The organism is Puerhibacterium puerhi (assembly GCF_009846865.1).
Lineage (GTDB): Bacteria > Actinomycetota > Actinomycetes > Actinomycetales > Cellulomonadaceae > Puerhibacterium > Puerhibacterium puerhi.
Genome location: NZ_WUWN01000008.1, coordinates 70,459 through 95,631 on the forward strand (window position 1 = coordinate 70,459; position 25,173 = coordinate 95,631).

Consider the following 25,173-nt stretch of genomic DNA (forward strand, 5'->3'; position numbering starts at 1 on the left):
CGCTCCAGCGCCGAGCAAGGAGGGACGACCGATGACGCTCACGTCTCCCGCGGTGCGCCGCGGCACCGCCGGGCGCGGCCTCGACAAGGTGGTCGGCACAGCCGCCGCCGCGGTGGCCGACGTGCCGGACGGCGCCAGCATCGCCGTCGGCGGGTTCGGCCTGTGCGGCAACCCCGTGGTGCTGATCGAGGCGCTGCTGGCGCAGGGCACCACCGACCTGCACGTGGTGAGCAACAACTGCGGCGTCGACGACTGGGGCCTGGGCCGGCTGCTGGGCGCCGGGCGCATCCGCAGGATGACCAGCTCCTACGTCGGGGAGAACAAGGAGTTCGAGCGGCAGTTCCTGGCCGGGGAGCTGGAGCTCGAGCTCACCCCGCAGGGCACCCTGGCCGAGAAGCTGCGCGCCGGCGGGTCCGGGATCGCCGCGTTCTGGACGCGCACCGGCGTCGGGACGCAGGTGGCCGACGGTGGCCTGCCGCGCCGCTACGACGGCGCCGGCGGCGTCGCGGTGGCCAGCCCGCCCAAGGAGGTGCGCACGTTCGCCACGCCGGACGGGCCCGCCGAGTTCGTCCTGGAGGAGGCGATCGCCACCGACGTCGCGCTGGTGCACGCCGTGCGCGGCGACCGGCACGGCAACCTCGTGTTCCACCGCTCGGCCCGCAACTTCTCCCCCCTCGCGGCGATGGCCGGGCGGCTGTGCGTGGCGGAGGTCGAGGAGCTCGTCGAGCCGGGCGAGATCGACCCGGACGCCGTGCACCTGCCCGGGGTGTACGTGCACCGGGTGGTCGAGGTCGGCCCCGACGTCGAGAAGCGGATCGAGAAGCGCACGGTGCGCGCGGCGCCGGCGGCCGTGGGCCGCCCCGGCGCCGGGAAGGAGGGCTGAGCGGTGCCGCTGACCCGTGAGCAGATGGCCGCCCGCGCGGCCCGCGAGCTGCGCGACGGCTGGTACGTCAACCTGGGCATCGGCCTGCCCACGCTGGTGCCCAACCACGTGCCCGACGACGTCGAGCTGGTGCTGCAGTCGGAGAACGGGCTGCTCGGCGTGGGCCCGTACCCCACCGAGGACGAGGTCGACCCCGACCTGATCAACGCCGGCAAGGAGACCGTCACGCTGCGCCCGGGGGCCGCGACGTTCGACTCCGCGCTGAGCTTCGGGATGATCCGCGGCGGCAAGATCGACGCCGCGATCCTCGGCGGCATGCAGGTGTCCGCCGCCGGCGACCTGGCCAACTGGATGATCCCCGGCAAGATGGTCAAGGGCCCCGGCGGCGCCATGGACCTGGTGCACGGCGCCGGGCTGGTCATCGTGCTCATGGAGCACGTGGCCCGGGACGGGTCGCCCAAGCTGCTGGACGCGTGCACGCTGCCGCTGACCGGCCGCGGCGTCGTCGACCGGGTGATCACCGACCTGGCCGTCCTGGACGTCACGCCGGCCGGGTTCGTGCTGACCGAGCTCGCGCCCGGCGTCACCGTCGACGACGTGCGCGCGGCGACCGGCGCCCCGCTCGAGGTCTCCCCCGCCCTGTCGGTGGTGGCGCCGGACGCCGCGCCCGCGGAGGTGCCGGCATGACCGCGGGGGCCGCCGCGACGGGGCCCGCGCCGGACGACGTCGTCGTCGTGGCCGCCGCCCGCACGCCGCTGGGCCGGTTCCGCGGCGCGCTGGCCCCGCGGTCGGCCGTCGAGCTCGGCGCCGTCGCCGCCGGGGCCGCGCTGGAGCGGGCCGCCGGGCTGACGGCGGCGGACGTCGACGCCGTCGTCGTCGGCCAGGTGCTGCAGGCCGGCGCCGGGCAGAACCCGGCCCGGCAGACCGCCGTCGCCGCCGGCGTGCCGCTGGCCACCCCGGCGGTCACCGTGAACAAGGTCTGCCTGTCCGGGCTGACCGCCGTGATCGACGCCGCCCGGCTGCTGCGCACCGGCGAGGCGACGGTCGCCCTGGCCGGCGGCCAGGAGTCGATGACGAACGCGCCGCACCTGCTGCCCCGGGCGCGCCTCGGCCTGGGCTACGGCGACGCCACCCTGGTGGACGCCGTGGCGCGCGACGGGCTGACCGACGCGTTCGACGGGCGGGCCATGGGCCTGGCCACCGAGGGGCACAACCGCGGCGAGGCGTTCGTCTCCCGCGCCGAGCAGGACGCCATCGCGGCGGCGTCCCACCAGCGGGCGGCCGCGGCGGCGAAGGACGGCGTCTTCGTGGCCGAGCTCGCCCCCGTGCCGGTGCCGCAGCGGCGCGGCGAGCCCGTGGTCGTGACCGACGACGAGGGCGTGCGCCCGGACACCACCCCCGAGGCGCTGGCGCGGCTGCGCCCGGCGTTCGCCCCCGACGGCACCATCACCGCGGGCAACGCCTCGCAGCTGACGGACGGGGCGGCCGCCGTCGTGCTCACCACCCGGGCCCGGGCCGAGGCAGCCGGCGCCGACGTCCTGGCCACGGTGCGCGCGCACGGGCAGGTGGCCGGCCCGGACACGTCGCTGCACTCCCAGCCGGCGCGGGCGCTCGAGCGCGCGCTGGCCCGGCAGGGCTGGACGCCAGGCGACCTCGACCTGGTGGAGATCAACGAGGCGTTCGCCGCGGTGGTGGCCGTCTCGGCCCGGCGCCTGGGCCTCGACCTGGAGCAGGTCAACCCGCACGGCGGCGGCATCTCGCTGGGCCACCCGATCGGCGCCTCGGGCGCCCGGCTGGTGGTGCACGCCGCGCACGAGCTGCGCCGCCGCGGCGGCGGGCGCGCCGCCGTCGCCCTGTGCGGCGGCGGGGGCCAGGGTGAGGCGCTCCTCCTGGAGGCCTGACCGCCCTCCTGGTCGTGCGGCCCGGCGGCGGGTCAGGGCTGCGGGGCGTGCCGCTCGAGGAACTCGTACACCTCGGTGGCGTCCACGCCAGGGCTGGCGCCCTGCGGCATGGCCGCGAGCATCGAGGCGTGCGGCCGCGCGCTCGGGTAGGCGTGCCCCGCCCACCGCTCCGCGAGCGAGCGCGGCGGCCGCCGGCAGCACGCCTCGTCCGGGCACCGCGACGTCGACCGCGCCGTCGTCTCCCGCCCGAGGAACCACTTCACCTGCGCGAACGGCACGCCCACCGAGACGGAGAACTGCCCCTCGGGCGTGTCCGCGACGCGCGACGTGCACCAGTAGGTGCCCGTGGGCGTGTCCGTGTACTGGTAGTACGGGCTGAGCCGGTCGGGCACGTCGAACACCCGCCGCGCCGTCCAGTGCTTGCACACGTACTGGCCCTCGACGGTGCCGAGCGCGTCGGCGGGGAACCGCACGCCGTCGTTCTCGTACGCCTTGTGGATCACCCCGGACACGTGCACCTTCATGAAGTGCACCGCCACCCCCAGGTGGCGGGTGGCCAGGTTGGTGAAGCGGTGCGCGGCGGTCTCGTAGGAGACGGCGAACGCGTCGCGCAGGTCCTCGATCGAGATGGACCGCGACTCCTTGGCCGCGCGCAGGAACCGCACCGCGTCGCGCTCGGGCAGCAGCAACGCCGCGCACAGGTAGTTGGCCTCGACCCGCTGGCGCAGCAGCTCGGCGTAGTCGCGCGGCTCGGCGTGCCCGAGCACGTGCGAGGCCAGCGCCTGCAGCAGCGCCGAGCGCGCGTCGGAGCGGCCGCGGATGCCGTTGCTCGGCAGGTAGACCCGCCCGTGGCGGCGGTCGATCACCGCGCGCGTGGAGTGCGGCAGGTCGGGCACGTAGTGGATGGCGAACCCCAGGTGCGCGGCGAGCTCGCTCGCCTGCCGCTGCGGCAGCGGGCCGCCGCGGTGGCCGACGTCGTCGAGCAGCCCGCGGGCCACCGCCTCCAGCTCGGGGAAGTAGTTGTCCTGCGCGCGCATGTCGGCCCGCAGCTCGGTGTTGGCCCGCCGGGCCTCCTCGGGCGTGGCGGCCCGCTCGGTGTGCAGCCGCTCGAGCTCGCGCTGCAGCGCGACGACCGCCTCCAGCGCGTCGGTCGGCAGCCCCTTGCCCACCCGCACGGGCTTGATGCCCAGGGCGGCGAAGAGCGGGCCGCGCTGGGCGCGCTCCAGCTCGATCTCCAGCGCGTCGCGGCGCGACGGCGGCTCCGGCGCCAGCAGGTCCTCCACGCTCGCGCCCAGCGCGCGGGCCACCGCCTGCAGCCGCGCGATCGTCGGCTCCCGGCGCCCGTTCTCCAGCAGGGAGACCTGCGACGGCGCCCGGCCGACGGCGGCGGCCAGCTCCTCGAGCGTCATGCCGCGGCGGGTGCGCAGGTGGCGGATGCGCCGGCCGATCGTCAGCGCGTCCGGCTCGTCCGCGAGCGGCACGGCGGGCTGCGGGGCCGGGCGCCCGACGGCGGCCGGTGGGACGGGACGGGCCGCGGGGCGCGGTGCTGAGCCCGCCGCCGGCCGCGGCGAGCCGGGATCTCTCGACGTCGAGATAGCCATGACTGAGGGTGACACGGCCGGGACCTTCCGTGAAGGAGAAGAACCGGGAAACTTCTCCGCCGCGCACCGGGACGCGGAGCGGCGACAGGGAGGAACGTCGGTGTCACGGCACCGCCGACGACGCACGCCCGCCCCCGAAGGAGGACCCGATGACCACGCTCACCGACCGCCCCCACGGCACCACCCCCGCCGGCTCCCCCACCGCCCCTGCCACCGCCCCCGTCGCCCGCCCCGGCGACCAGGTGCAGACCGCCGAGGAGCTCGCCGGGCAGTGGGCCGCCGACCCGCGCTGGGCCGGCGTCCGGCGCGGCTTCACGGCCGACGACGTGGTGGCGCTGCGCGGGTCGGTCCGCGAGGAGCACACGCTGGCCCGCCGCGGCGCCGAGCGGCTGTGGGAGCTGCTGCACGCCGCGGAGCCGGTCCGGGCGCTCGGCGCGCTGACCGGCCAGCAGGCCGTGCAGCAGGTCAAGGCCGGCCTGCAGGCGATCTACCTGTCCGGCTGGCAGGTCGCCGCCGACGCCAACCTCGCCGGGCAGACCTACCCCGACCAGTCGCTCTACCCGGCGAACTCGGTGCCGCAGGTGGTGCGCCGCATCAACAACGCGCTGCTGCGCGCCGACCAGGTGGAGCACGCCGAGGCCGGCGCCCCGAGCCGGGACTGGCTGGCCCCCATCGTCGCCGACGCGGAGGCCGGGTTCGGCGGACCCCTGAACGCCTACGAACTGATGCACGCGATGATCGCCGCCGGCGCCGCGGGCGTGCACTGGGAGGACCAGCTCGCCAGCGAGAAGAAGTGCGGCCACCTGGGCGGCAAGGTCCTCGTCCCGACGGCGCAGCACGTGCGCACGCTGGACGCCGCCCGGCTGGCGGCCGACGTCGCCGGCGTGCCGACCGTGATCGTCGCCCGCACCGACGCGCTCGCGGCGGACCTGCTGACCTCCGACGTCGACCCGCGCGACCAGGAGTTCCTCACCGGCGAGCGCACCGCCGAGGGCTTCTACCGGGTCCGCAGCGGCATCGAGCCGGTGATCGCCCGCGGCCTGGCCTACGCCGAGCACGCCGACCTGCTGTGGGTCGAGACCGGCGCCCCCGACCTGGCGCTCGCCCGCCGGTTCGCCGAGGCCGTGCACGAGCGGTTCCCCGGCAAGCTGCTGGCCTACAACTGCTCGCCGTCGTTCAACTGGAAGAAGCACCTGTCGGACGCCGAGATCGCCACGTTCCAGCGCGAGCTGGGCGCGATGGGCTACCGGTTCCAGTTCATCACCCTGGCCGGCTTCCACGCCCTGAGCCACTCGATGTTCGCCCTGGCCCGCGGCTACGCCGAGCGCGCCATGAGCGCCTACGTCGACCTGCAGCAGGCCGAGCTGGCCGCCGAGGCCGACGGCTACACCGCCACCCGCCACCAGCGGGAGGTCGGCACCGGCTACTTCGACCGGGTCGCCACCGCCGTGAACCCCACCGCGGCGACCCTCGCCCTGGCCGGCTCCACCGAGACGGCGCAGTTCTGACCCTCTTCTGACCGCGAGATAGAGAGCTCCCGCGCCGAGATAGAGAGCTCTCCGCCGAGACAGACCTTTCCCCGGAGGACCCCATGACCACGCTGACGACCCGCCCCCGCCCGACGCCCGGCACCGCGCCGGGCACCGCCCCCGGCCTGACGCCGCCCGTCGGCCGGACGCCGTCAGGCACGACGATCGCGCCGACCCGCCGCGCCACCGACCGCGACGCCGAGATCCTCACGCCCGCGGCGCTGGACTTCCTCGCCCTGCTGCACGAGCGGTTCGCCGACGCCCAGGCCGAGCTGCTCGCCGCCCGCGCTCAGCGGGTCCGGGCGATCGCCGACGGCGAGGACCCGGACTTCCTGCCCGCCACCCGCCCGGTCCGCGACGACCCGTCCTGGCGGGTGGCCGGCTCCGCCGGCGCACCCGGCCTGGAGGACCGCCGCGTGGAGATCACCGGCCCCACCGACCCCAAGATGACGATCAACGCGCTGAACTCGGACGCCCGGGTCTGGCTCGCCGACGCCGAGGACGCCTCCGCCCCGACGTGGGAGAACGTCGTCGGCGGGCAGCTCGCGCTGCGCGACGCGATCCGCGGCGAGCTCGAGCTCACCACCGACGCCGGCAAGCGGTACGCGCTGCGCTCGCGAGAGCTGACCGACCTGCCGACCATCGTGTTCCGCCCGCGCGGCTGGCACCTGCCCGAGGCGCACCTGCGGGTGCGGCACACCGACGGGTCGATCACCGCGGCGTCGGGCGCCCTGGTGGACTTCGGCCTGTACCTGTTCCACAACGCCGCCGAGCTGGTCGCCCGCGGCCGCGGGCCGTACTTCTACCTGCCGAAGCTCGAGGGCTACCGCGAGGCGCGGCTGTGGAACCAGGTCTTCGAGGCCGCGCAGGACGCCCTGGGCCTGCCCCGCGGCACCATCCGCGCCACCGTGCTCATCGAGACGCTGCCTGCGGCGTTCGAGATGGAGGAGATCCTCTACGAGCTGCGCGAGCACTGCGCCGGGCTCAACGCCGGCCGCTGGGACTACCTGTTCTCGGTGATCAAGTGCCTGCGCACCCGTGGCACCTCCTACGTGCTGCCCGACCGCAACCAGGTGACGATGACCGCGCCGTTCATGCAGGCCTACACCGAGCTGCTCGTGGCCACCTGCCACCGCCGCGGGGCGCACGCGATCGGCGGGATGAGCGCGTTCATCCCCGACCGGCGCCGTCCGGACGTCACGGCGCGGGCCCTGGCGAAGGTTGCCGAGGACAAGCGGCGCGAGGCCGGCGACGGGTTCGACGGCACGTGGGTCGCCCACCCCGACCTCATCGCCACCGCCCGGGCCGAGCTCGACGCCGTGCTCGGCGACCGCCCGCACCAGCTCGACCGGCGGCGCGACGACGTCCAGGTGGGCCAGGCGCAGCTGCTCGACGTCGCCTCGGCCCGGCGCGAGGGCGCCACGATCACCGAGTGCGGCCTGCGCGCGAACGTCTCGGTGGGCGTGCGGTACATCGCCTCGTGGCTGCGCGGGACCGGCGCCGCCGCGCTGGACAGCCTCATGGAGGACGCCGCCACGGCGGAGATCTCCCGGTCGCAGGTGTGGCAGTGGGTCGCGACCGGCACCCGCACCGAGCACGGCGAGGTGACCCGCGAGCGCGTCGAGACGGTGCTCGCCGAGGTGCTCGCGGGCCTCGAACGGTTCGCCGGCGACCGGTACGACGACGCGGCCGCGGTGTTCCGCGAGGTGGCGCTGGGCGAGGACTTCCCGCCGTTCCTCACCACGGTCGCCTACGGGCGGTACCTCGCCGACTGATCGCGGCGTGATCCCTCCGCCCGCCGCGCGGCGGGTGCCCCGGCGGCCGGCCCGGCCGCCGGGGCACCGGCGCGTCCGCTCGCCCAAAGAACCGGGCGCCCTCCCGAGCGGGCGGGCCGCGGGCGGTGCCCCCAGGGGCCGGGCCTGTGGACGGGCCGACCGGGCGCCGAGCGCGGCGGGCAGCGTCGAGCCATGGACACCTTCGGCGCCCCCCTGCTCCCCGGCGACCTCGTCGAGGACGACGACCAGCTGCTCGAGCTCGCCGCCTTCCTGGCCGGCGACGCCCGACCTCGCCGCCGCTGCCTGCTGCTGACGTGGCTCGACGCGGACGACCGTGTGCCCGGCGTGCTGCTGCCGCTGCACGGCATCCCCGACGTGCCCGACGACGAGCGCTCCGCCCGGTTCGGCCGGCTCGCCGCCGGCGTCGTGGCCGAGCACCTGCCCGGCGGCAGCGTGGTCGCCGTGCTGGAGCGGCCCGGCGGCGCGGCCCTCACCGAGAGCGACCGGGCCTGGAACGCGATGCTGCGGGCCCAGGCCCGCGAGCGCGGGTTCCGGGTGCGCGGCTTCTTCGTCGCCGCGGGCGGACAGGTGCGCCCGCTCACCCTCGACGACGCCGAGTGACGCGGGCAGCGCCGGTCCGTTGTCGCCTGGGTGTGGGTGTCGGTGCAGCCACGTCAGCCGGGCAGCCCCGGCAGGCCGCGCAGCCGGCGCCGCGCGACGACGACCGCCGTCCCGCCGCCGAGCAGCACGAGCGCCACCACCACGAGGGCACCCACCTGCACGCCCGTCTGGGCCAGGGAACCCGGACCGGCGCCGGCCGCGGCCTCGCCCCCGGCGCCCGCCCCGTCCGCGGCGAGCACCACCAGCTCGGTCCACAGCACGCGGCCGTCCACCTGGCCGACGAGCGCGAACCGGTGCTCGCCCGCCGCGACCTCAGCCGGGACCGTCACCGTCGCGGTGAGCGCGCCCGACGCGTCGGCGCGGTACGTGCCGAGGTCGACGGGCGTGGAGAACAGCGTCGCCGCGACCCACTCGCCCGGCGCGAAGCCATCCGCCGTGACGGCCACGGTCTGCCCGGCCCGCACGGTCGGCGGAGAGAGCGTCACGCCGCCGTGGTTGGCGTCCGTGAGGTCCTCGGCGGTGATCGTGTGCAGCGGGGACGACGGCGGCTGCTCACCGGCCCCGGCAGGGACGCCCGGCGCCTCCGGGCCGCCAGGCTGCTCGGGCCCGCCAGGCTGCTCGGGGCCGCCGGGCTGCTCGGGGCCGCCGGGCTGCTGCGGGCCGCCCGGCTGCTGCGGACCGGGCTCGCCGGCCTCGGGGAACACGTCCGTCGCTGCGCCGAGGCGCAGCAGCACGGTCTCGCCGGTGGCGTCCGACAGCCCGTCGTTGTCGGTGATCGCCCAGACGGTGCCATCCCCGCCGATCGTCAGACCCTCGAGCTTCTCCTGCGTCCAGCCGTTCGTCGCGCGCAGGTCCGGCAGGACGTCGTGCGCGAGCGTCTTGGTCACCGTCACCGGGGTGATCGACGCGGCGCCGACCGCGACCTGCGGCACGTCGACCGTGTAGACGCGCTTGATCGCGGCGGCCGGCCCGTTGAGCTTGTCCCGCTCGATCACGGCGAGCGTGTCGTCGTCGACGACCGTCAGCTCGCTCAGGCCGATCCAGTCGCCGTCGGTCGACGTCGTCTCGAGCGGGTAGGCGAACCAGTCCCAGGTGCCGCTCGTGACGTCGTAGCGCCCCAGCCGCGCGGTCCCCGCGGCGCCGCCCTCGTCGGTGGCCAGGCCCCGCTGGAGCGCCACCCACACCTGCTCGGCGTCGCCGGTGCCGTGGGCTGCGACGCCCTCGATGCCCTGCTTGCCGAGGCCGGCGGCGACGGCGGCGGGCAGCGCGACGCGCTGCTGCACCGCGCCGGCGGCGTCGACGCGCACGACGGCGTTCGCCTCGCCGCTCGCGCCCTCCACGCCGAGCCAGAAGCCCCCTGCGGCGCGGGCGGCGACGCCTTCGACGTCGAGGCCGACCGGCTCGCCGTCCTCGGTCAGCGTCACGGAGCGGTCGATCACCGCCGGGGTCCCCTCGCCGTACCCGCTGACGTCGAGCGAGAGCAGCTGCGTCACCGCGAAGGCGGCGTCGGTCGCCGTCCACAGCCGCGCGGGGTCGGCCGGGTCGGCGCTCAGCGCGCCGAGCGCGCCCCAGCCGATGGGCGTCCCCGTAGCCGGGCCCTCGGTGGCGTCCGCGGAGACCACGCTCGGGAACTGCGGCGTGCCCGCGGCGTCGGCCCAGCGCTCGCCGCGGCCGAAGACCGAGACGCTCGCCCGGACGCCCGCCTCGGCGTCGTCGGTCTCGCTGGAGACCACCAGGAGGTCGCGCTCCGGGACCGCGAGGAGGCCCTCCGGGCCGTTGGTCGTGGCGAGCACCTGCACGAAGCGCGGCGTGGCGGGGTCGGTGACGTCGTACACCGCCACGAAGTTGGACCGCTCGGAGCCGACGAACGCGTACCGCACGCCGCCGAGCGTCGCGACGGTCAGCCCCTCGGGCTCGACGCCCTTCTTGCCCGCGCGGTCCTCCGTGTGCAGGCCGACGCGCACCGCGAGCCGTTCGAGCTCGGCGCCCGCGTCCCAGACGACCTCGCCCGTCGCGGCGTCGAACACCGACCAGCCGCGCGTGCCGCCCTTCCAGTCACCCTCGTTGGCGGTGGCGACGTGGTCGTCGTCGAGCCAGCCGATCGCGTCGGGCTCGCGCGGCGTCGCCGGGATCGACCCGGTCTGGTCGATCACGCCGTCGTCCTCGGTGTCGATGCCGGAGACCGCGACGGCGCCGGCCGAGAACACCGTCTCGACCGTCCCGGAGGCGATGTCCACGACGGCGACGCCGTTGTTCTCCTGCAGCGTCACGGCCACCTTGTCGCCGGCCGGGTTCACCGCGACGTACTCCGGCTCCGGGTCCTGCGGCGTGTCGAGACCGGCCGCCGCGACCACGGGCAGCGGCGCGCCGGCGCCGTCGACGAACGACACCGCGCGCGTCGACCAGGCGGCGGGGTCGTCGCCGGGCAGGTCGAGGATCTGCAGGAAGCCGGCGGGCAGCTGCGGCAGGTCGCCCTCCTCGCCGCCCTCGGGCGTCGCCTCCTCGTCGCGCTGGTTCTCGATGGCGACGACGGCGTGCGCACCGTCCGGCGTCACGGCGATCGAGTCGGGCTGGCCGCCGAGGTCGAGCGAGCGCACCCGCTGGCGCGTGGCCAGGTCCACGACGTCGAGGCGGCCGCTGGGCTCGGTGAAGCTCGCGGACGTGTCGACGACGACCAGGACGTACCGGCCGACGATCGCCACCGACGTCGGCTCGTCGTGCTCGGAGCCGAGCTCGGCGAGGCTCAGCGTGCCCAGGCCCTTCGGCGCGCTCGGGTCGCTGATGTCGACGAAGCCGATGCGGCGCGCCGCGGCGTCGGTGGACACGACGGTCCGGCCGTCCTCGCTCACCGCGGAGATCTCGGCGACGGTCTCGTCGCCGACGGCGTCGCCGGCGGGCCGGTTCTGGTAGACGGGGTAGGTGGCCAGGCGGTGGAACGTCTCCGCCGGGGCGGGCGAGACCCAGGTGCCGGCCGCCGCTGTGCCGGCCGTGGCGGCGCCCGTCCCGGCCGAGGCGGCGCCCGTCCCGGCCGAGGCGGCGACGGGCGACAGCGCCCCGACGCACGCGGTGAGCGCGACGCCGGTGGCGACGAGCGCGGTGAGGGGCGCGCGGCGGGCTGCCGGGCGCGCTGAGGTCGGTGACATGTCTCTCCTTCGACGTGAGCCGAGGGAGAGGGTCGTGCCGGCCGGTGGCGCCGCGACGTCCCGGAGCCGACGGGCGCGTGACCGGCTGGTGAACAGTGCGCCCGCCCGCTCCGGCGGGCAGGCACCGGCGGGCACGGGCGCGACGGCCGCAGCCGGGCGACGGCGCGCCGCCCCGCGGAGGGGGCGGCGCGCCGGGTCAGCGGGTCACCGGGTCAGCCGCGCAGCCAGACCGTCGTCGCGCCGGGCAGCTTCCCGTCGAGGGGCGCGCTCGCCAGGAGCACCTCCCCCGCGGGCAGCTCCACCGGCGCCTCCCCGAAGTTCGTGACCGAGGTCCAGCCGTTCGGGCGTCGGAACGCCAGCACGTCCGGGTCGCCCGCCTCGAGCCACTCGAGGGCCTCGTCGCACTGGAGCTCGGCCCGCAGCCGCAGGGCGCGCCGGTAGAGGTTGAGCGTGGAGCCGGCGTCGGCCTCCTGCACCGAGACGGCGTGCCGGCGGAACCACGCGGGCTGCGGGAGCTGGGCGGGGCCGCCGAAGCCGAGCGAGGCACCGTCGGTGTCCCACGGCAGCGGCACGCGGCAGCCGTCGCGGCCCACCTCGGCCCCGGCGCTGCGGAAGTACGTCGGGTCCTGCCGCGCGTCGTCCGGGATGTCGGCCACCTCGTGCAGGCCGAGCTCCTCGCCCTGGTAGATGTACGACGAGCCGGGCAGGGCCAGCTGGAGCAGCGTCGCCGCGCGCGCCCGGCGCAGCCCGAGCTCGCGGTCGAGCTGGTCCTCCGGGCCGCCGTCGAGCAGCCACTGCTTCCCGTGCTTCTCGGTGCCGGCCCCGCGCGGCGGCAGGCCGTAGCGCGTGGCGTGGCGCACGACGTCGTGGTTGGAGAACACCCAGGTCGTCGACGAGCCCGAGACGTCCGCCAGCCCGAGGTTGAAGGTGATGACGTCGCGGAACTGGCGTGCGTCGAAGTCGGCCTCGAGCAGGTCGAAGTTGAACGCCTGGCCCAGGCCCGCCGGGCTGGCGTAGCGCGCGCGGCGGTCGGCGGCCACCCAGGCCTCCGCCACCGCGGTGCGGGGCGGGTCGTAGCTGTCGAACACCTCGCGCCACTCGGCGTAGATCTCGTGGACGTCGTCGCGGTCCCACAGCGGGTGCGTCCCGTCCTTCGGCATCGCCTCGAGCTCCGCGGCGCTGGGCAGCGGGTCGGGAAGGTCCTTGGCCAGGCCGTGGGCGACGTCGACCCGGAAGCCGTCCACCCCGCGGTCGGACCAGAACCGCAGCGTGGTCAGGAAGTCCTCGCGGACCTCGGGGTTGGACCAGTTCAGGTCGGGCTGCTCCGGGGCGAAGTGGTGCAGGTACCACTGGCCGTCACCGACCGGCTCCCACGCCGGGCCGCCGAAGACCGACTCCCAGTCGGCGGGCGGCTCGGCCCCGTCGGGCCCGCGTCCGTCGCGGAAGACGTACCGCGCCCGGGCCGCCGACCCGCGGGGCGAGGCGAGCGCCTCCCGGAACCACGCGTGCCGGTCGGAGGTGTGGTTCGGCACGATGTCGACGACGATCCGGATGCCCGCCGCGTGCAGCGCCGCCACCATCTCGTCGAAGTCGGCGAGGGTGCCGAGGCGGGGGTCGACGTCGCGGTAGTCGTCGACGTCGTAGCCGCCGTCGGCCAGCGCCGACGGGTAGAACGGGCTGAGCCACACGGCGTCCACCCCGAGCTCCCGGAGGTAGGGCACCCGGCTCGTGATGCCGGGCAGGTCGCCGACGCCGTCGCCGTCGGAGTCGGCGAAGGCGCGCGGGTAGACCTGGTAGACGACCGCCTGGCGCCACCACGAGGCGTCGTTCGTGAGGGTGCGGGCGGGGAGGGTGAGAGCGTCGGACATGCGGTGCAGGCTCGCTTTCGGTCGGTACGACGAGTGCCGGAGCGGTTACTTGATGGCGCCCTGTGTGACGCCGGCCATCACCCATCGCTGGGTGAAGAGGTAGACGACGATCGCGGGCGCCATGGACATCAGGTAGGACGCGAACGCGACGTTGTAGTTGTTGCTGAACTGGGTCTGGAAGATGCTCTGCAGCACCGGCAGCGTCTGCAGCTCCGGCGCCGACGTGATCAGCGACGGCATCATGAAGTCGTTCCACGAGGCGAGGAAGGCGAAGATGCCGACCGTGGCGCTCATGGGCGCCAGCAGCGGGAAGACGAGGCGGGTGAACACCTGCCACGTCGTGGCGCCGTCCAGGCGGGCGCTCTCCTCCAGCTCCTCGGGCAGCGAGCGCAGGAACGCCGTGTACAGCAGCGTGCTGAACGACAGCTGGAACATCACGTGCAGCACGGCCACGCCGAACGGGTTGTCCAGGCCCACCATCCCCGTCAGCTTGACCTGGGACAGGGCGAGCACCGGGAACGGCAGGAACATGGCGCCGAGGAGGTAGAAGAACGACCAGCGGAAGAACCGGCGGTCCCAGTTCCGCGAGATCGCGTACGCCGCGAGCGAGCTGAGCACGATCGTGCCCACGACGGTCAGGACGGTCACGAGCACCGAGACCGCGAACCCGCGGGGGAAGCTCGTGAGCAGCCACGCCTCGACCACCCCGCTGCCGCTCGGCGGCGAGGGCAGCGAGAACGCGTTGCCGTCCACCGACTGGCTCGTGGTCTTGAAGGCCATGGAGACCGTCACGTACAGGGGCACCAGCACGGTGAGCGTGCACAGCGCCAGCACGACGGTGAGCGGGACGTTGGCGCGCGACCGGCGGTCCGGCCGGCGGGGCGTGCCGGTGGTCGGCGCGTCGCGCCGGTCGGCGGGCACGACGGTGACGGGGGCGAGGCTCATCAGACCGAGACCTTTCCGCGCGTGAGCCGCAGCTGGAGCAGCGCGAGCGCCAGCGCGACGAGGAAGAACAGGGTCGCGTTCGCCATCTGGTAGGCGTAGTCGCCGCCCGTGAAGCCGGAGAAGATCGTCATCGCGACGCTCCGGGTGGCGGTGCCGGGACCCCCGTTGGTGAGGCCCACGATGATGTCGTAGGCGTTCAGGAAGTTCTTGAAGCCGATCACCAGGTTGATCAGCACGTACCCGGCGACCAGCGGCAGCGTGATGCTGCGCAGCTGCCGCCCCGGCGAGGCGCCGTCGATGCTCGCGGCCTCGTACACCTCTCCCGGGATGGCGAGGATCCCGGCGATGTAGATGAGCATCGCCGAGGGGATCGCCTGCCACGCCGTCACGACGACGACGGCGACCCAGGCCAGGTCGGGGTTCGCAAGGATGCTCTGCTCCAGCGGCGCGAACCCGACGGCGGACGCCAGGCGGGGCAGCGAGTTGGAGAACAGGAAGTTGAAGACGTAGGCGATGATGATGCCCGAGACCACCATGGGCAGCACGAAGATCGTGCGCATCGCCACCTTGGCCCGGATCCGCCCGGTGAGGCCCACGGCGAGCCCGAAGGCGACGACGTTCACCACGATCACCGTGACCAGCGCGAAGCCGGCGGTGAACCCGTAGGACGCGAGGATCGCCGGGTCGGAGAACAGGGCGACGTAGTTGGTCAGCCCGATGAACTCGTGCTCGCCGAACCCCACCGAATCGGTGAAGCTCAGGACGATGCCCATCACGGCCGGCAGCGTGATGGCGAGCGTGAACAGCGCGAGGGCTGGCACCAGGAACAGGTAGTAGGTGGTCTCGGTCCGGCGGCGCGTCGGTGCGGCGCCGGTGCGGGCCGCCGCGCTGCGGCCCGGCAGGGGTGCGGGGATGGCCATGTCGGTCCTCGTTCGGTCGACGGTCAGGAGCGGAAGGCGAGCCGCGCCCAGTCCGCGTCGAGCGTGCGCAGCACGTCGTCGGGGTCCGAGCCGGTGACCAGCGCCTGGGCGTAGTTGTGGATGGGGATCGCCTGCGGCACCAGCTGGGACGCCCCGAGGTAGAACGCGGCGTCGTCGTAGTAGGCCTGCAGGTCGCGCAGGGTGGGGTGCGCGACGTCGGGGGCGTCGGTGGTGGTCCCGAACCCGTTCGCGAACTCGTTGTAGGCGTCGATGACGTCGGGCCGCATGAGGTGCTGCACCAGGGCCCGGGCCTCCTCCTGCCGGGGCGACGCCTCCGGGATCCACAGCGCGAGGTCGATGTTGACCCGCACCTTCCGGTCGCCGGGGTCGTCGGTCACCGGCAGGGGGAAGGCACCGATCGGCAGGTCGGGGTCCGTCTTCGCGATCTCGGTCAGCGCCCAGGGCCCCTGGAGGTACATCGCGGCCTCGCCCCGCGCGAACGCGAGGTTGCCGTCGCCGTACCCGCGGCTGGCGGCGTCCGGGTTGCTGTAGCGGGCGAGGGCGAGCATCCGCTCGACCGGTTCGCGGAAGTCCTTCTGGAACGACACGGGCGAGTCGGGACCGACGTCGGCGCCCTGCCGGCGCAGCTGCCGGAAGAAGGCGTCCACGTCCACCATGCCGCCGACGCAGTAGTCGAACAGGCCCTGCCCGATCGTCCACGTGTCCCGGTAGGTGCCGTAGACGGGCGTGACGCCGGCGGCCGCGAGCGTCTCGCACACCTCGACCATCTCGGTCCAGGTGGTCGGCGGCGTGAGGCCGTGGGCGTCGAAGATCTCCCGGTTGTAGAGCACCGCCGCGGCCATCAGCGAGTACGGCAGCACGCTGGTGCGCCCGGCGAAGCTGGCCGTCAGCTCGACGAGGGGGTGCAGGGCGGGGTTGACCCGGTCTGCCTCGGGAAGGTCGGAGAGGTCGCTGAGCACCCCCCGCTCGACGAAGCGGGCGACCTCGAAGTTGTAGTTGAGGCAGCCGACGTCCGGCGGGGAGCTGCGGACGAACCCCGCCGACAGGTTCGACGTCGAGTCGTGGCGCACCCGCAGGCCGGGGTGCTCCTGCTGGTACGCGGCCAGCAGCTCCCCGAAGTAGCCGATGACCTCGGGCTTGGACTGGTGGAACGTCAGGGTGGCGGTGCCGCCGCCGGGCGTGGCGCACGCCCCGAGGGCGAGCCCCGCGCCCGTGAGGGTGGCGGCACGCAGGAACATGCGGCGGGTCATGCCCGACGTCGTCGTCAGGGTGGGTGGCACGTCGTCGTTCTCCCACTAAATATAGGCAGAAGATTTACCGTCTCGATCATGTACCCCGGCGCCCGCTAAGGTCAAGGGGTGACCGCCCACGTCGTCCTCAACTCGCCGCACCTGGTCCGGCGCGCCAACGCCGCGGCCCTGCTGCGGGCGGTGTGGGACGCCAGGCCGTTCACGGCCAACGACGCGATGGCGGCCACCGGCCTGACGCGGTCCACGGCGCTGGCCCTGTGCGACCACCTCGCCGACCTGGGGTGGCTCAGCGAGCTGGCCGACGCGCGCGCCGCCGGGGAGTACAGCAAGGGACGTCCCGCCCGGCGCTACGCGTTCCGGCCCACGGCCGGCCTGCTGCTCGGCCTCGACGCCGGCCAGAACCGGATCACCGCGGTGGTCGCCGACCTGCGCGCGCAGGTGCTCGCGCACGGCGTCGCCCGCCTCCCCCGGGACAACCTCGACCCGCAGATCCGCCGCGACGGCGTCGGGCGCGCCGTGCACCTGGCCCTCACCGAGGCCGGCGCGCACGAGGACGACGTCCTCGCCGCCGTCGTCGGCGTCCCGGCGCCGACCGACCGGCACGGCGCCTCGCCGCCCGGCGAGGACGGCTACTGGGCCCGGATGAACCCGGACCTGCGGTCGGTGCTCAGCCGGCCCGGCCGCACGGTGCTGGTCGAGAACGACGCGAACCTGGCGGCCGTGGCCGAGGGTGCGGTCGGGGCGGGCGCGGGCAGCACGGCGTTCGCGGCGCTGCTCGCGGGCGAGCGGCTCGGGGCCGGCCTCATGGTGGACGGCCACCTGCTGCGCGGCCGCGCCGGAGGCGCCGGCGAGCTGCGCATGCTCGAGCTCGTGGAGGGGGTCGGGTCGAGCCTCGGCCTCGGCCCGGTCGCGCGGGAGCTGCTGCGCCAGGCGGCGGACGCGGGGCGCCTGGCGGCCGACAGCCCGCTCCTGGGCGAGGACGGCGTGCAGGAGCTGTTCCGCGCCGCCGCCGCGCACGACCCGGTGGCCGTCGAGGTGGTCGAGGCGCTGACCGACCGCCTCGCCCGCGTGTGCGCCGCGATCGCGACGCTGCTCGACCTCGAGCTCGTCGTGGTCGCCGGCGCGATCGCGACGGCGCTGGGCCCGCTGACCGCGGCCGTCACCGCCCGGCTCGAGCGCTACGCGCACCCTCCCCTGCCGGTGGTCGTGGCGTCCCGCCTGGGCGCGGACGCCGTCGGCGTCGGCGCCGTCCACCGGGCCCTCGAGCTGGTCCGGGCCGACCCGCTCGGGTTCGACGTGGCCGGCCGCGGCCACGCGCCGGCGCACTGACCGCGCGGCCGCGCCCCACGCCCGGGGCTCACCGCCGCGACGTGCGCGAGCGCAGGGACCGGAACGCCAGCACGAAGCTCACCAGGCCCACGCCCGCGATCGCCGCGAGCCCCTGGAGCAGCGGCGTGAGCGCCCAGCCGTCCATGATCAGCGCGCGCAGCGCCGCCAGCAGGTACGTCACGGGGTTGAACCGCGCGGCGGTGGCGAGCCAGCCGCTCAGCGCGTCCAGCGGCAGGAACGTGGTGGTGAGGAACGCGAACGGGAAGAACAGCAGGAAGCTCGAGTTCACGGCGGCCGGGCTGCCGGTGCGCAGGGCGATCGCGTACGGGAACCCGGTGAACGCCAGCCCCCACAGCCCGGCCAGCAGCAGGAACACGAGCACCCCGGCCACGCCCGTGGCGAACCGCACCCCCAGCACGTAGCCGAGCAGCACCACGGGGACGGACAGCGCGATCACCAGCGCCAGGTCGGCCAGCATCAGCCCGAGCAGCAGCGCGGTGCGGTGCATCGGCGTCACGAGCAGCCGGTCGAAGTAGCCCCCGGTGATGTCCACGACCAGGGCGCTGGCGCGTGAGACCCCGGTGACGGCGAAGACGATGGCGACCGGGATCTGGAACGCCTTGAAGTCGCTCACCCCGGCGAACGAGGCGACGTCGGACAGCGTGCCGACGTTGACGGCGAAGAAGAACAGCGGGATCACCAGCGCGGGGTAGATGGCCTCCGGCTCGCGCGGGATCTGCCGCAGCGCGCGGATCGCCACCGACGTCAGGTCGCGCCAGAAGCCCGCCGGCCGCCCGGCGGTGTCGGCGCGCGGGGACGCGCCCGGCAGCGGCGAGGACACCGCGCCCGCGGTCATCGCGCGACCGTCCCGTCCTCCTCGGCGATGCGCTGGCCGGTGACGCTGAAGAACACGTCGTCGAGCGTCGGGCGCCGCAGGGCGAGCTCGCGGACCTCCACGCCGTCGTGCGCGAGCGCGAGGGCCAGCGGGCTGATCGCCTTCGCGCCGTCGTCGACGGACGCCACGAGGCTGCGCCCGTCCACCCCGACGTCGAGCACGCCCGGCACGCCGCCCAGCGTGGACCGCGCCCGGTCGAGGTCGCCGTCGACGTCGACCACGACGAGGTCGGTGCCGATCGTGCGCATGAGGTCGGCCGGCGTGCCCTCGGCGACGATCGCCCCGTGGTTGATGATCCCGACCCGCCCGGCCAGCTCGTCGGCCTCCTCCAGGTACTGGGTCGTGAGGAACACCGTCACGCCGAGCTCGCGGTTGAGCCGGCGCACCTCGGCCCACACGCTCGCGCGGCTGACCGGGTCCAGGCCGGTCGTCGGCTCGTCGAGGAACAGCACCTGCGGGTCGTGCACGAGCGCCAGCGCCAGGTCCAGGCGCCGCTTCATGCCTCCGGAGTAGGTGCCGACCCGCTCGCCCAGCGCGTCGCCGATGTCGATCAGCTCGCGCAGCTCGGCCACGCGCGCCGCCGTGCGGCGCCTGTCCATCCCGTAGAAGCGGCCCTGCAGCCGCAGCATCTCCTCGCCGGTCTGCTTGTCGTCCAGGGCCGCCTCCTGCAGGGCGACGCCGATCCGCAGGCGCACGGCGGTGGGCTCGGCCAGCACGTCGTACCCGGCCACGGTGGCGCTGCCGGAGGTCGGGGCCAGCAGCGTGCACAGCACGCGCGTCAGCGTCGACTTCCCCGCCCCGTTCGGGCCGAGGAACCCGTACACCTCCCGCTCGGCGACCTCGAGGTTGACCCCGGCCACGGCGAGGTTGCCGCCGAACCGCTTCTCGATGGCGTGCGCGGTGATCGCGGGCTGCGCCACGTGTCCTCCCGACCGCCGGCGGGACGCCCCGCCGGCCCGCTGCGTCGCGGTCGCGTCACCGGACGCACCGCCCGGAGCGCCGGTCCGTCCACGGCCAGTGTCGGCGGTCCGTCGCTCCCAGGGGAAGACCCGCCCGGGACGAAGAACTCACCGCCGGTGCATCCGCGCGCCCGTCCGCGGCGAAGTACAGGTGTCAGCGGTCCGCGCGACCGGCGCAGGCCCCGTCCGACGCCTGGAGGACAGCATGAGAAGCACCGCACGACGTAGCGCCGCGCTCGCCGGCGCCACCGGGCTCGTCGCCCTCGGCGCGCTGGCGGTCCCGACCGCCGCCTCCGCCGACACCTCGGACGACGCGTCCCTCTCCGTGCTGCACGGGGTCCCCGACACGCCCGTCGACGTGTGGGTGGACGACAAGCTCACGCTCGACGACTTCCAGCCCGGCGACCTCGCCGGCCCGCTGGAGCTTGCCGCGGGCAGCTACAGCGTCGTGATCACGGCTCCGGACGCGACCGACACCAGCAAGCCGGTGATCGGCCCGGTCGACCTGCCGCTCGAGGCCGGCGGGAGCTACACCGCCGTCGCGCACCTCGACGCCGGCGGCAAGCCGACCGCGACCCTGTTCACGAACTCGATCGAGCCGACCGCTGCCGGGCAGGGCCGGCTGACGGTCCGGCACGTCGCGGCGGCGCCCGCCGTCGACGTCCTGGCGGGCGGCAAGGCCGTGGTCAGCGGCCTGGAGAACCCCGACGAGCAGGTCCTCGACCTGCCGGCCGGCACGGTCTCGGCGTCGGTCGCCGCGGCCGGCACCACCGACCCGGTGCTGGGCCCCACGGACGTCACGGTCGCCGACGGCGTGAACACGATCGTGTACGCGTGGGGCAGCCTCGACGGCGGCAACCTCGCCCTGGCCACGCAGACCGTCGAGGGCCGGCACTCCGCGCCGTCCGGCGTCGCGGCCGGCCTGTCGGGCGCCGCGGCCGGGCCCTCCGCCGGCAGCACCGCGGCGACCGTCGCGACCGCCGCCGCCGTCGGGGTCCTCGGGGTGGGCCTGATCGTCGCGGGCCTGCTCGCCGCGCGCGGGCGGCGCACGCCGCAGGCGGTGCCGGTGCGCCACGACGAGGACCGTCGCGGATGAGACCTGCCCGTCCCGCGGGGCTCGCGCCCCTGTCCGCCGGCATCGCCGTCGGCCTGGCCGCGAGCCTCGCCCTCCTCGTCGGCGGCCCCCCTCCTGCCGCCGACGTGCCCGCCGCCGGAGACCGGGCTCCGGCGGCGGGCGCCCCCGCCCGGTGGTCCTCGCCGGGCGGGGAGCCCGGCGGGACGGACGGTGCGACGTCGGGTGCAGCAGCGTCGCTCCCCGTCCCCGTCCGTCCCGCGCGGGACAGGCCCGCGCCGGCGCCGCCGGCGCCGGTGCGGGTCGCCGTCGCGTCCGCCGGGCTCGACGTCCCCGTGGTCCCCGCGGGCGTCGACGCCCGGGGCGCGCTGGCGCTGCCCGACGACGCCCGGACCGCCGGGTGGTACCGGTACGGCCCCGGGCCGACGAGCCCGGCGGGGGCGACGGTGATCGCCGCCCACGTGGACGACGACGCCGGGCCCGGGCCGTTCGCGCGGCTGCGCGACCTCGCCGCCGGGGCCCGGGTCGTGGTCACGGACGCGGGCGGCGCGCGACACGCCTACACGGTGACCGCCGTCGAGTCCGTGCCCAAGCCGGACGTCCCGCTCGGCGCCGTCTTCGACCGCGCCGGCGAGCCGAGGCTCCTGCTCGTGACCTGCGGCGGCACCTGGGACCGGGATCGGCGGTCGTACAGCGACAACGTGCTCGTCACCGCCCGGCGTGCCGGCGCGCCGTGACTGCCTACGATCGGCTCATAGCGGGCCGCCCCCTCGGCGGCCGCCAGCAGGAAGGACCCGCCCTGACTGCCACCGACGCCGCCGTCGACGACGCCGAGGTCGCCGATCTCGGCCGCCGGTTCGTGGACGGGGACGAGGCGGCGCTCGCGGAGGCCTACCGACGGTGGGCGACGCTCGTGCACACGCTCGCCCTGCGCTCGCTCGGCAACCGCTCCGACGCCGAGGACGTGACCCAGCAGGTCTTCGTCGCGGCATGGCGCGGCCGGCGGCGCTTCGACCCCGGCCGGGCGCGGCTGCCCGCCTGGATCCTCGGCATCGCGCGGCACGCCGTCGCGGACGCGCACGAGGCGCGGTCGCGCCACCGCCGCTCGGAGCAGGCCGCCGCGGACCCGGCGGCGGAGCCGGCCGCGACGCAGGACGAGGTGCGCCTGGTCGCCGACCGCCTGGTGCTGGCCGACGAGCTGCAGCGGCTCGGCGACCCCGGCCGGACGATCCTGGAGCTGGCGTTCTTCCGCGACCTGACGCACGTGCAGATCGCCGAGGAGCTGGACCTGCCGCTCGGTACGGTCAAGAGCCACGTGCGACGGAGCCTGGCCCGGCTCAGAGCACGGTTGGAGGTGGACGGTGCACATCGATGACGACACGCTGGCGCTCCTGGCGCTCGGCGAGGACGTGCTCGACGACGGCGCGCGCGCCCACCTGGCCGGCTGCCCCACCTGCGCCGCCGCGGCCGCCGACCTCGCCCGCGTGACCGCGCTGGCCCGGTCCGGCCCGGCACCCGACGAGCTCGTCGCGCCGGACCCGCGGGTCTGGCGCCGGGTCCACGCCGAGCTCGGGCTCGCGGAGGTGCCGGTCGACCTCGCCGGGGCCGGGCCGGACGCCGCGGCCGGAGCGGCCGGAGCGGCCGGAGCGGCCGGAGCGGCCGGAGCGGCCGGAGCGGCGGGAGCGCCCCCGGCCGACGTCGTGCCGCTCCCCCGGAGCCGTCGGGCCCGCACCTGGCTGGGTGCCGCCGCAGCCTGCCTGGCGCTGGTCGCCGGGGTGGCCGGCGGCGTCTGGTGGGAGCGGCGCGAGGCGGAGCCGCCCGAGACCGTCGTGGCGACCACCGACCTCGAGGCGCTGCCCGGCTGGACCGGTGCCCGCGGCGTGGCGCGGCTCGAGGAGGCCCCCGACGGCCGGCGCCAGGTCGTGGTTACGCTCGACGCCCCGGCCCCCGCCGGGACGTTCCGCGAGGTCTGGCTGCTCACCCCCGACGTCAGCGGGCTGGTCAGCCTGGGCGTGCTCGAGGGGTCCGAGGGCCGGTTCGACGTCCCGGCGGGCCTGAACCTCGCGACGTACCCGGTGGTGGACGTCTCCGAGGAGCCGATGGACGGCAACCCTGCGCACTCGGGCGACTCGGTGGTGCGCGGCACGCTCGGCGCCTGACCCGGGGTCGGGGCCGGCGCCACCGGCCGACGTCACGCCTCGCGCAGCGCGCCCCACTCGTCGTCGGTCAGCAGCCGCGAGCGGATGAGGAACCGCACGCCCTCGGGCGCCTCGACGCTGAACCCGGCCCCGCGGCCGGGCACCACGTCGATGGTCAGGTGGGTGTGCTTCCAGTACTCGAACTGCGACCGGCTCATCCACACCGGCACGGTGAACGCCCCGCCATCGGCCCCGCCGTCCGCCCCGATCGCCAGGTCGCCCAGGTGCACGTCGGCGTCCGAGGTCAGGAAGTCGCCCTGCGGGTAGCACATCGGGCTGGAGCCGTCGCAGCAGCCGCCGGACTGGTGGAACATCAGCTCGCCGTGGCGCCGGCGCAGCCTCGCCAGCAGCGCCGCGGCGTCGTCGGTCACCGCCACCCGCGCCGGCGCCGTCGTCGGTTCGGTCACGATCCCTCCTCCCCACCGGTGCGGGTCCCTGGCGGTCCGAGACAGAGGGTTCTATCTCGGACCGCCAGGGACCCGGAACCGGTCTGGTAGCACCGGTCTGGTAGCACCGGTCTGGTAGCACCGGTCTGGTAGCACCGCTCCGATAGCGGTCAGCGTCCGTCAGAAGAAGCCGAGCTTCTGCGGCGAGTAGCTCACCAGCAGGTTCTTGGTCTGCTGGTAGTGGTCGAGCATCATCTTGTGGTTCTCGCGCCCGACGCCCGAGCCCTTGTACCCGCCGAACGCGGCGGCGGCCGGGTAGGCGTGGTAGTTGTTCGTCCACACGCGCCCGGCCTCGATCTCCCGGCCGGCCCGGTAGGCCGTCTCGATGCTGCGCGACCAGACGCCGGCGCCCAGCCCGTACAGGGTGTCGTTGGCGGTCTTGATGGCGTCGTCGAAGTCGGAGAACTCGGTGACGGCCACGACCGGCCCGAAGATCTCCTCCTGGAAGATGCGCATCGAGTTCTTGCCCTCGAACACCGTGGGCGTCACGTAGTACCCGCCGGACAGCTCGCCGCCCAGGTCGGCCCGCTCGCCGCCGGTGAGCACCTTGGCGCCCTCGGCCTTGCCGATGTCGATGTACGACAGGATCTTCTCCAGCTGGTCGTTGGAGGCCTGCGCGCCGATCATCGTGTCGGTGTCCAGCGGGTTGCCCTGCTGCACCGCCTTGGTGCGCTCCAGCGCGTCGCCGAGGAACTCGTCGTAGATCGACGACTGGATCAGCGCCCGGGACGGACAGGTGCACACCTCCCCCTGGTTCAGCGCGAACATCGTGAAGCCCTCGAGCGCCTTGTCGTAGAAGTCGTCGCGGGTGGCGGCGACGTCCTCGAAGAAGATGTTCGGGCTCTTGCCGCCCAGCTCGAGCGTCACCGGGATGATGTTCTGGCTGGCGTACTGCATGATCAGCCGGCCCGTGGTGGTCTCGCCGGTGAACGCGATCTTGCGGATGCGCGGCGAGGACGCCAGCGGCTTGCCCGCCTCGACGCCGAACCCGTTGACGACGTTGACCACGCCCGGCGGCAGCAGGTCGCCGATGAGGTCCATGAGGAACAGGATCGACGCCGGTGTCTGCTCGGCCGGCTTGAGCACCACGGTGTTGCCGGCCGCGAGCGCCGGGGCGAGCTTCCACGTGGCCATGAGGATCGGGAAGTTCCACGGGATGATCTGCCCCACGACGCCGAGCGGCTCGTGGAAGTGGTAGGCGATGGTGTTCTCGTCGATCTCGCTGATCGACCCCTCCTGGGCGCGGATGGCGCCGGCGAAGTAGCGGAAGTGGTCGATCGCCAGCGGGATGTCGGCGGCCAGCGTCTCGCGCACCGGCTTGCCGTTCTCCCAGCACTCCGCGACGGCGATCTCCTCGAGGTGCGCCTCCATGCGGTCGGCGATCTTGTTGAGGATGTTCGCCCGCTCGGTGGGCGACGTGCGCCCCCAGGCGCGGGCCGCGCCGTGCGCGGCGTCCAGGGCCCGCTCGATGTCGTCGGCGGTGCCGCGCGCCACCTCGGTGAAGGTCTGGCCGGTGATCGGCGTCGGGTTCTCGAAGTACTCCCCGCCCGCCGGCGGCACGTACTCCCCGCCGATCCAGTGGTCGTAGCGCGGCTTGTACTGCGCGATCGCCCCGGGCTGGCCGGGAGCTGCGTAGACGGTCATGCTGCCTGCCTCCTTGCAGTCTGCACTCGGTGTCCGGCCGGCCGGCGGCGCCCGCTCCCCGCGAGGGGCAGAGCCCTGGGCGCCGTCGCGCCGGTTGCGGTCACCGTACGGAGCGGCACGTTGCAACCCCGTTGCACCCAGGGGCCTCAGCTGCGCCCAGGGGCCTCAGCTGC

The 25,173-nt window shown here is 75.3% G+C and carries 21 protein-coding genes; 11 read left to right on the forward strand and 10 right to left on the reverse strand.

What is annotated here, in order from left to right; genetic code table 11:
- Nucleotides 1-31 precede the first annotated feature (31 nt).
- From GSF02_RS06755 to GSF02_RS06765, 3 genes are read left to right on the forward strand one after another with little or no spacing between them, the layout of a single operon-like run.
- Complete coding sequence (locus GSF02_RS06755; protein ID WP_159794052.1) at nt 32-883, forward strand: CoA transferase subunit A; 852 nt, start codon at nt 32-34, stop codon at nt 881-883.
- A gap of 3 nt (nt 884-886) precedes the next feature.
- Nucleotides 887-1,570 (forward strand): CoA transferase subunit B, encoded by a 684-nt coding sequence (locus tag GSF02_RS06760; RefSeq protein WP_159794054.1) that lies wholly within the window; start codon nt 887-889, stop codon nt 1,568-1,570.
- Entirely contained in the window at nt 1,567-2,784 is a 1,218-nt protein-coding gene (locus GSF02_RS06765; protein ID WP_159794056.1) for an acetyl-CoA C-acyltransferase, read from the forward strand. The genes GSF02_RS06760 and GSF02_RS06765 overlap by 4 nt, the downstream gene beginning before the upstream one ends.
- A gap of 32 nt (nt 2,785-2,816) precedes the next feature.
- Here GSF02_RS06765 and GSF02_RS06770 read toward each other — a convergent pair whose 3' ends face one another.
- Nucleotides 2,817-4,193, reverse strand: a complete 1,377-nt coding sequence (locus tag GSF02_RS06770) for a helix-turn-helix domain-containing protein (protein WP_408003871.1) — start codon at nt 4,191-4,193, stop codon at nt 2,817-2,819.
- Nucleotides 4,194-4,534: 341 nt separating this feature from the next.
- Here GSF02_RS06770 and aceA point away from each other — a divergent pair, with 341 nt between their 5' ends.
- The 3 genes from aceA (at nt 4,535) to GSF02_RS06785 (ending at nt 8,310) form a co-directional block, all read left to right on the forward strand.
- Nucleotides 4,535-5,893: an isocitrate lyase gene (gene aceA / locus GSF02_RS06775; protein ID WP_159794060.1), complete on the forward strand. Its 1,359-nt coding sequence runs from the start codon at nt 4,535-4,537 to the stop codon at nt 5,891-5,893.
- An 83-nt stretch (nt 5,894-5,976) separates the two neighbouring features.
- Complete coding sequence (gene aceB / locus GSF02_RS06780) at nt 5,977-7,689, forward strand: malate synthase A (RefSeq protein ID WP_159794062.1); 1,713 nt, start codon at nt 5,977-5,979, stop codon at nt 7,687-7,689.
- 192 nt (nt 7,690-7,881) lie between these two features.
- Nucleotides 7,882-8,310 (forward strand): hypothetical protein, encoded by a 429-nt coding sequence (locus GSF02_RS06785; RefSeq protein WP_159794064.1) that lies wholly within the window; start codon nt 7,882-7,884, stop codon nt 8,308-8,310.
- 53 nt (nt 8,311-8,363) lie between these two features.
- On the opposite strand, the gene GSF02_RS06790 is transcribed toward GSF02_RS06785, so the two are convergent.
- The 5 genes from GSF02_RS06790 to GSF02_RS06810 all read right to left on the reverse strand — a co-directional run bounded on the left by GSF02_RS06790 (nt 8,364) and on the right by GSF02_RS06810 (nt 16,457).
- Complete coding sequence (locus GSF02_RS06790) at nt 8,364-11,453, reverse strand: esterase-like activity of phytase family protein (RefSeq protein WP_159794066.1); 3,090 nt, start codon at nt 11,451-11,453, stop codon at nt 8,364-8,366.
- A 212-nt stretch (nt 11,454-11,665) separates the two neighbouring features.
- Entirely contained in the window at nt 11,666-13,321 is a 1,656-nt protein-coding gene (locus GSF02_RS06795) for a glycoside hydrolase family 13 protein (RefSeq protein WP_159794068.1), read from the reverse strand.
- A gap of 45 nt (nt 13,322-13,366) precedes the next feature.
- Nucleotides 13,367-14,266 carry a carbohydrate ABC transporter permease gene (locus GSF02_RS06800; RefSeq protein ID WP_159794070.1) on the reverse strand — a complete coding sequence of 300 codons (900 nt, stop codon included), beginning with the start codon at nt 14,264-14,266 and terminating at the stop codon, nt 13,367-13,369.
- Nucleotides 14,266-15,186, reverse strand: a complete 921-nt coding sequence (locus GSF02_RS06805; RefSeq protein WP_159794072.1) for a carbohydrate ABC transporter permease — start codon at nt 15,184-15,186, stop codon at nt 14,266-14,268. The genes GSF02_RS06800 and GSF02_RS06805 overlap by 1 nt, the downstream gene beginning before the upstream one ends.
- Before the next feature lie 23 nt (nt 15,187-15,209).
- Nucleotides 15,210-16,457 (reverse strand): ABC transporter substrate-binding protein, encoded by a 1,248-nt coding sequence (locus GSF02_RS06810; RefSeq protein WP_159794162.1) that lies wholly within the window; start codon nt 16,455-16,457, stop codon nt 15,210-15,212.
- 108 nt (nt 16,458-16,565) lie between these two features.
- Between GSF02_RS06810 and GSF02_RS06815 the strand changes: the two genes are divergently transcribed.
- A complete protein-coding gene (locus GSF02_RS06815; protein WP_235915416.1) occupies nt 16,566-17,786 on the forward strand; it encodes an ROK family protein in 1,221 nt (406 codons plus the stop codon).
- Nucleotides 17,787-17,814: 28 nt separating this feature from the next.
- Here the strand turns inward: GSF02_RS06815 and GSF02_RS06820 are convergent, their stop codons facing one another.
- Nucleotides 17,815-18,642, reverse strand: a complete 828-nt coding sequence (locus GSF02_RS06820; protein ID WP_159794074.1) for an ABC transporter permease — start codon at nt 18,640-18,642, stop codon at nt 17,815-17,817.
- Entirely contained in the window at nt 18,639-19,601 is a 963-nt protein-coding gene (locus GSF02_RS06825) for an ATP-binding cassette domain-containing protein (RefSeq protein WP_235915417.1), read from the reverse strand. Before GSF02_RS06825 ends, GSF02_RS06820 begins: the two co-directional genes overlap by 4 nt.
- A 244-nt stretch (nt 19,602-19,845) precedes the next feature.
- Here GSF02_RS06825 and GSF02_RS06830 point away from each other — a divergent pair, with 244 nt between their 5' ends.
- The 4 genes from GSF02_RS06830 to GSF02_RS06845 are packed head-to-tail and all read left to right on the forward strand — an operon-like array spanning nt 19,846 to nt 22,871.
- Nucleotides 19,846-20,736 carry a DUF4397 domain-containing protein gene (locus GSF02_RS06830; protein WP_159794076.1) on the forward strand — a complete coding sequence of 297 codons (891 nt, stop codon included), beginning with the start codon at nt 19,846-19,848 and terminating at the stop codon, nt 20,734-20,736.
- On the forward strand, nt 20,733-21,449 hold the full coding sequence (locus GSF02_RS06835) for a class F sortase (RefSeq protein ID WP_201308820.1): 717 nt from the start codon (nt 20,733-20,735) through the stop codon (nt 21,447-21,449). Before GSF02_RS06830 ends, GSF02_RS06835 begins: the two co-directional genes overlap by 4 nt.
- The gene (locus GSF02_RS06840) at nt 21,446-22,087 is read left to right on the forward strand and encodes an RNA polymerase sigma factor (RefSeq protein ID WP_328799002.1); all 642 of its coding nucleotides are present in this window, start codon (nt 21,446-21,448) and stop codon (nt 22,085-22,087) included. Before GSF02_RS06835 ends, GSF02_RS06840 begins: the two co-directional genes overlap by 4 nt.
- The gene (locus GSF02_RS06845; RefSeq protein ID WP_159794078.1) at nt 22,074-22,871 is read left to right on the forward strand and encodes an anti-sigma factor; all 798 of its coding nucleotides are present in this window, start codon (nt 22,074-22,076) and stop codon (nt 22,869-22,871) included. Before GSF02_RS06840 ends, GSF02_RS06845 begins: the two co-directional genes overlap by 14 nt.
- Before the next feature lie 32 nt (nt 22,872-22,903).
- Here the strand turns inward: GSF02_RS06845 and GSF02_RS06850 are convergent, their stop codons facing one another.
- Nucleotides 22,904-23,317, reverse strand: a complete 414-nt coding sequence (locus tag GSF02_RS06850) for a DUF779 domain-containing protein (protein ID WP_159794080.1) — start codon at nt 23,315-23,317, stop codon at nt 22,904-22,906.
- A gap of 159 nt (nt 23,318-23,476) precedes the next feature.
- Entirely contained in the window at nt 23,477-25,000 is a 1,524-nt protein-coding gene (gene adh / locus GSF02_RS06855; protein ID WP_159794082.1) for an aldehyde dehydrogenase, read from the reverse strand.
- Between the last annotated feature and the right edge of the window lie 173 nt (nt 25,001-25,173).

What these genes read in the sequence shown, in the direction of transcription:
- GSF02_RS06755 (WP_159794052.1), top strand. Translation starts at nt 32, where the DNA reads ATGACGCTCACGTCTCCCGCGGTGCGCCGCGGCACCGCCGGGCGCGGC.
- GSF02_RS06765 (WP_159794056.1), top strand. Translation starts at nt 1,567, where the DNA reads ATGACCGCGGGGGCCGCCGCGACGGGGCCCGCGCCGGACGACGTCGTC.
- GSF02_RS06770 (WP_408003871.1), bottom strand. Translation starts at nt 4,193, where the DNA reads ATGACGCTCGAGGAGCTGGCCGCCGCCGTCGGCCGGGCGCCGTCGCAG.
- aceA (WP_159794060.1), top strand. Translation starts at nt 4,535, where the DNA reads ATGACCACGCTCACCGACCGCCCCCACGGCACCACCCCCGCCGGCTCC.
- aceB (WP_159794062.1), top strand. Translation starts at nt 5,977, where the DNA reads ATGACCACGCTGACGACCCGCCCCCGCCCGACGCCCGGCACCGCGCCG.
- GSF02_RS06785 (WP_159794064.1), top strand. Translation starts at nt 7,882, where the DNA reads ATGGACACCTTCGGCGCCCCCCTGCTCCCCGGCGACCTCGTCGAGGAC.
- GSF02_RS06790 (WP_159794066.1), bottom strand. Translation starts at nt 11,453, where the DNA reads ATGTCACCGACCTCAGCGCGCCCGGCAGCCCGCCGCGCGCCCCTCACC.
- GSF02_RS06795 (WP_159794068.1), bottom strand. Translation starts at nt 13,321, where the DNA reads ATGTCCGACGCTCTCACCCTCCCCGCCCGCACCCTCACGAACGACGCC.
- GSF02_RS06800 (WP_159794070.1), bottom strand. Translation starts at nt 14,266, where the DNA reads ATGAGCCTCGCCCCCGTCACCGTCGTGCCCGCCGACCGGCGCGACGCG.
- GSF02_RS06805 (WP_159794072.1), bottom strand. Translation starts at nt 15,186, where the DNA reads ATGGCCATCCCCGCACCCCTGCCGGGCCGCAGCGCGGCGGCCCGCACC.
- GSF02_RS06810 (WP_159794162.1), bottom strand. Translation starts at nt 16,457, where the DNA reads ATGACCCGCCGCATGTTCCTGCGTGCCGCCACCCTCACGGGCGCGGGG.
- GSF02_RS06820 (WP_159794074.1), bottom strand. Translation starts at nt 18,642, where the DNA reads ATGACCGCGGGCGCGGTGTCCTCGCCGCTGCCGGGCGCGTCCCCGCGC.
- GSF02_RS06830 (WP_159794076.1), top strand. Translation starts at nt 19,846, where the DNA reads ATGAGAAGCACCGCACGACGTAGCGCCGCGCTCGCCGGCGCCACCGGG.
- GSF02_RS06835 (WP_201308820.1), top strand. Translation starts at nt 20,733, where the DNA reads ATGAGACCTGCCCGTCCCGCGGGGCTCGCGCCCCTGTCCGCCGGCATC.
- adh (WP_159794082.1), bottom strand. Translation starts at nt 25,000, where the DNA reads ATGACCGTCTACGCAGCTCCCGGCCAGCCCGGGGCGATCGCGCAGTAC.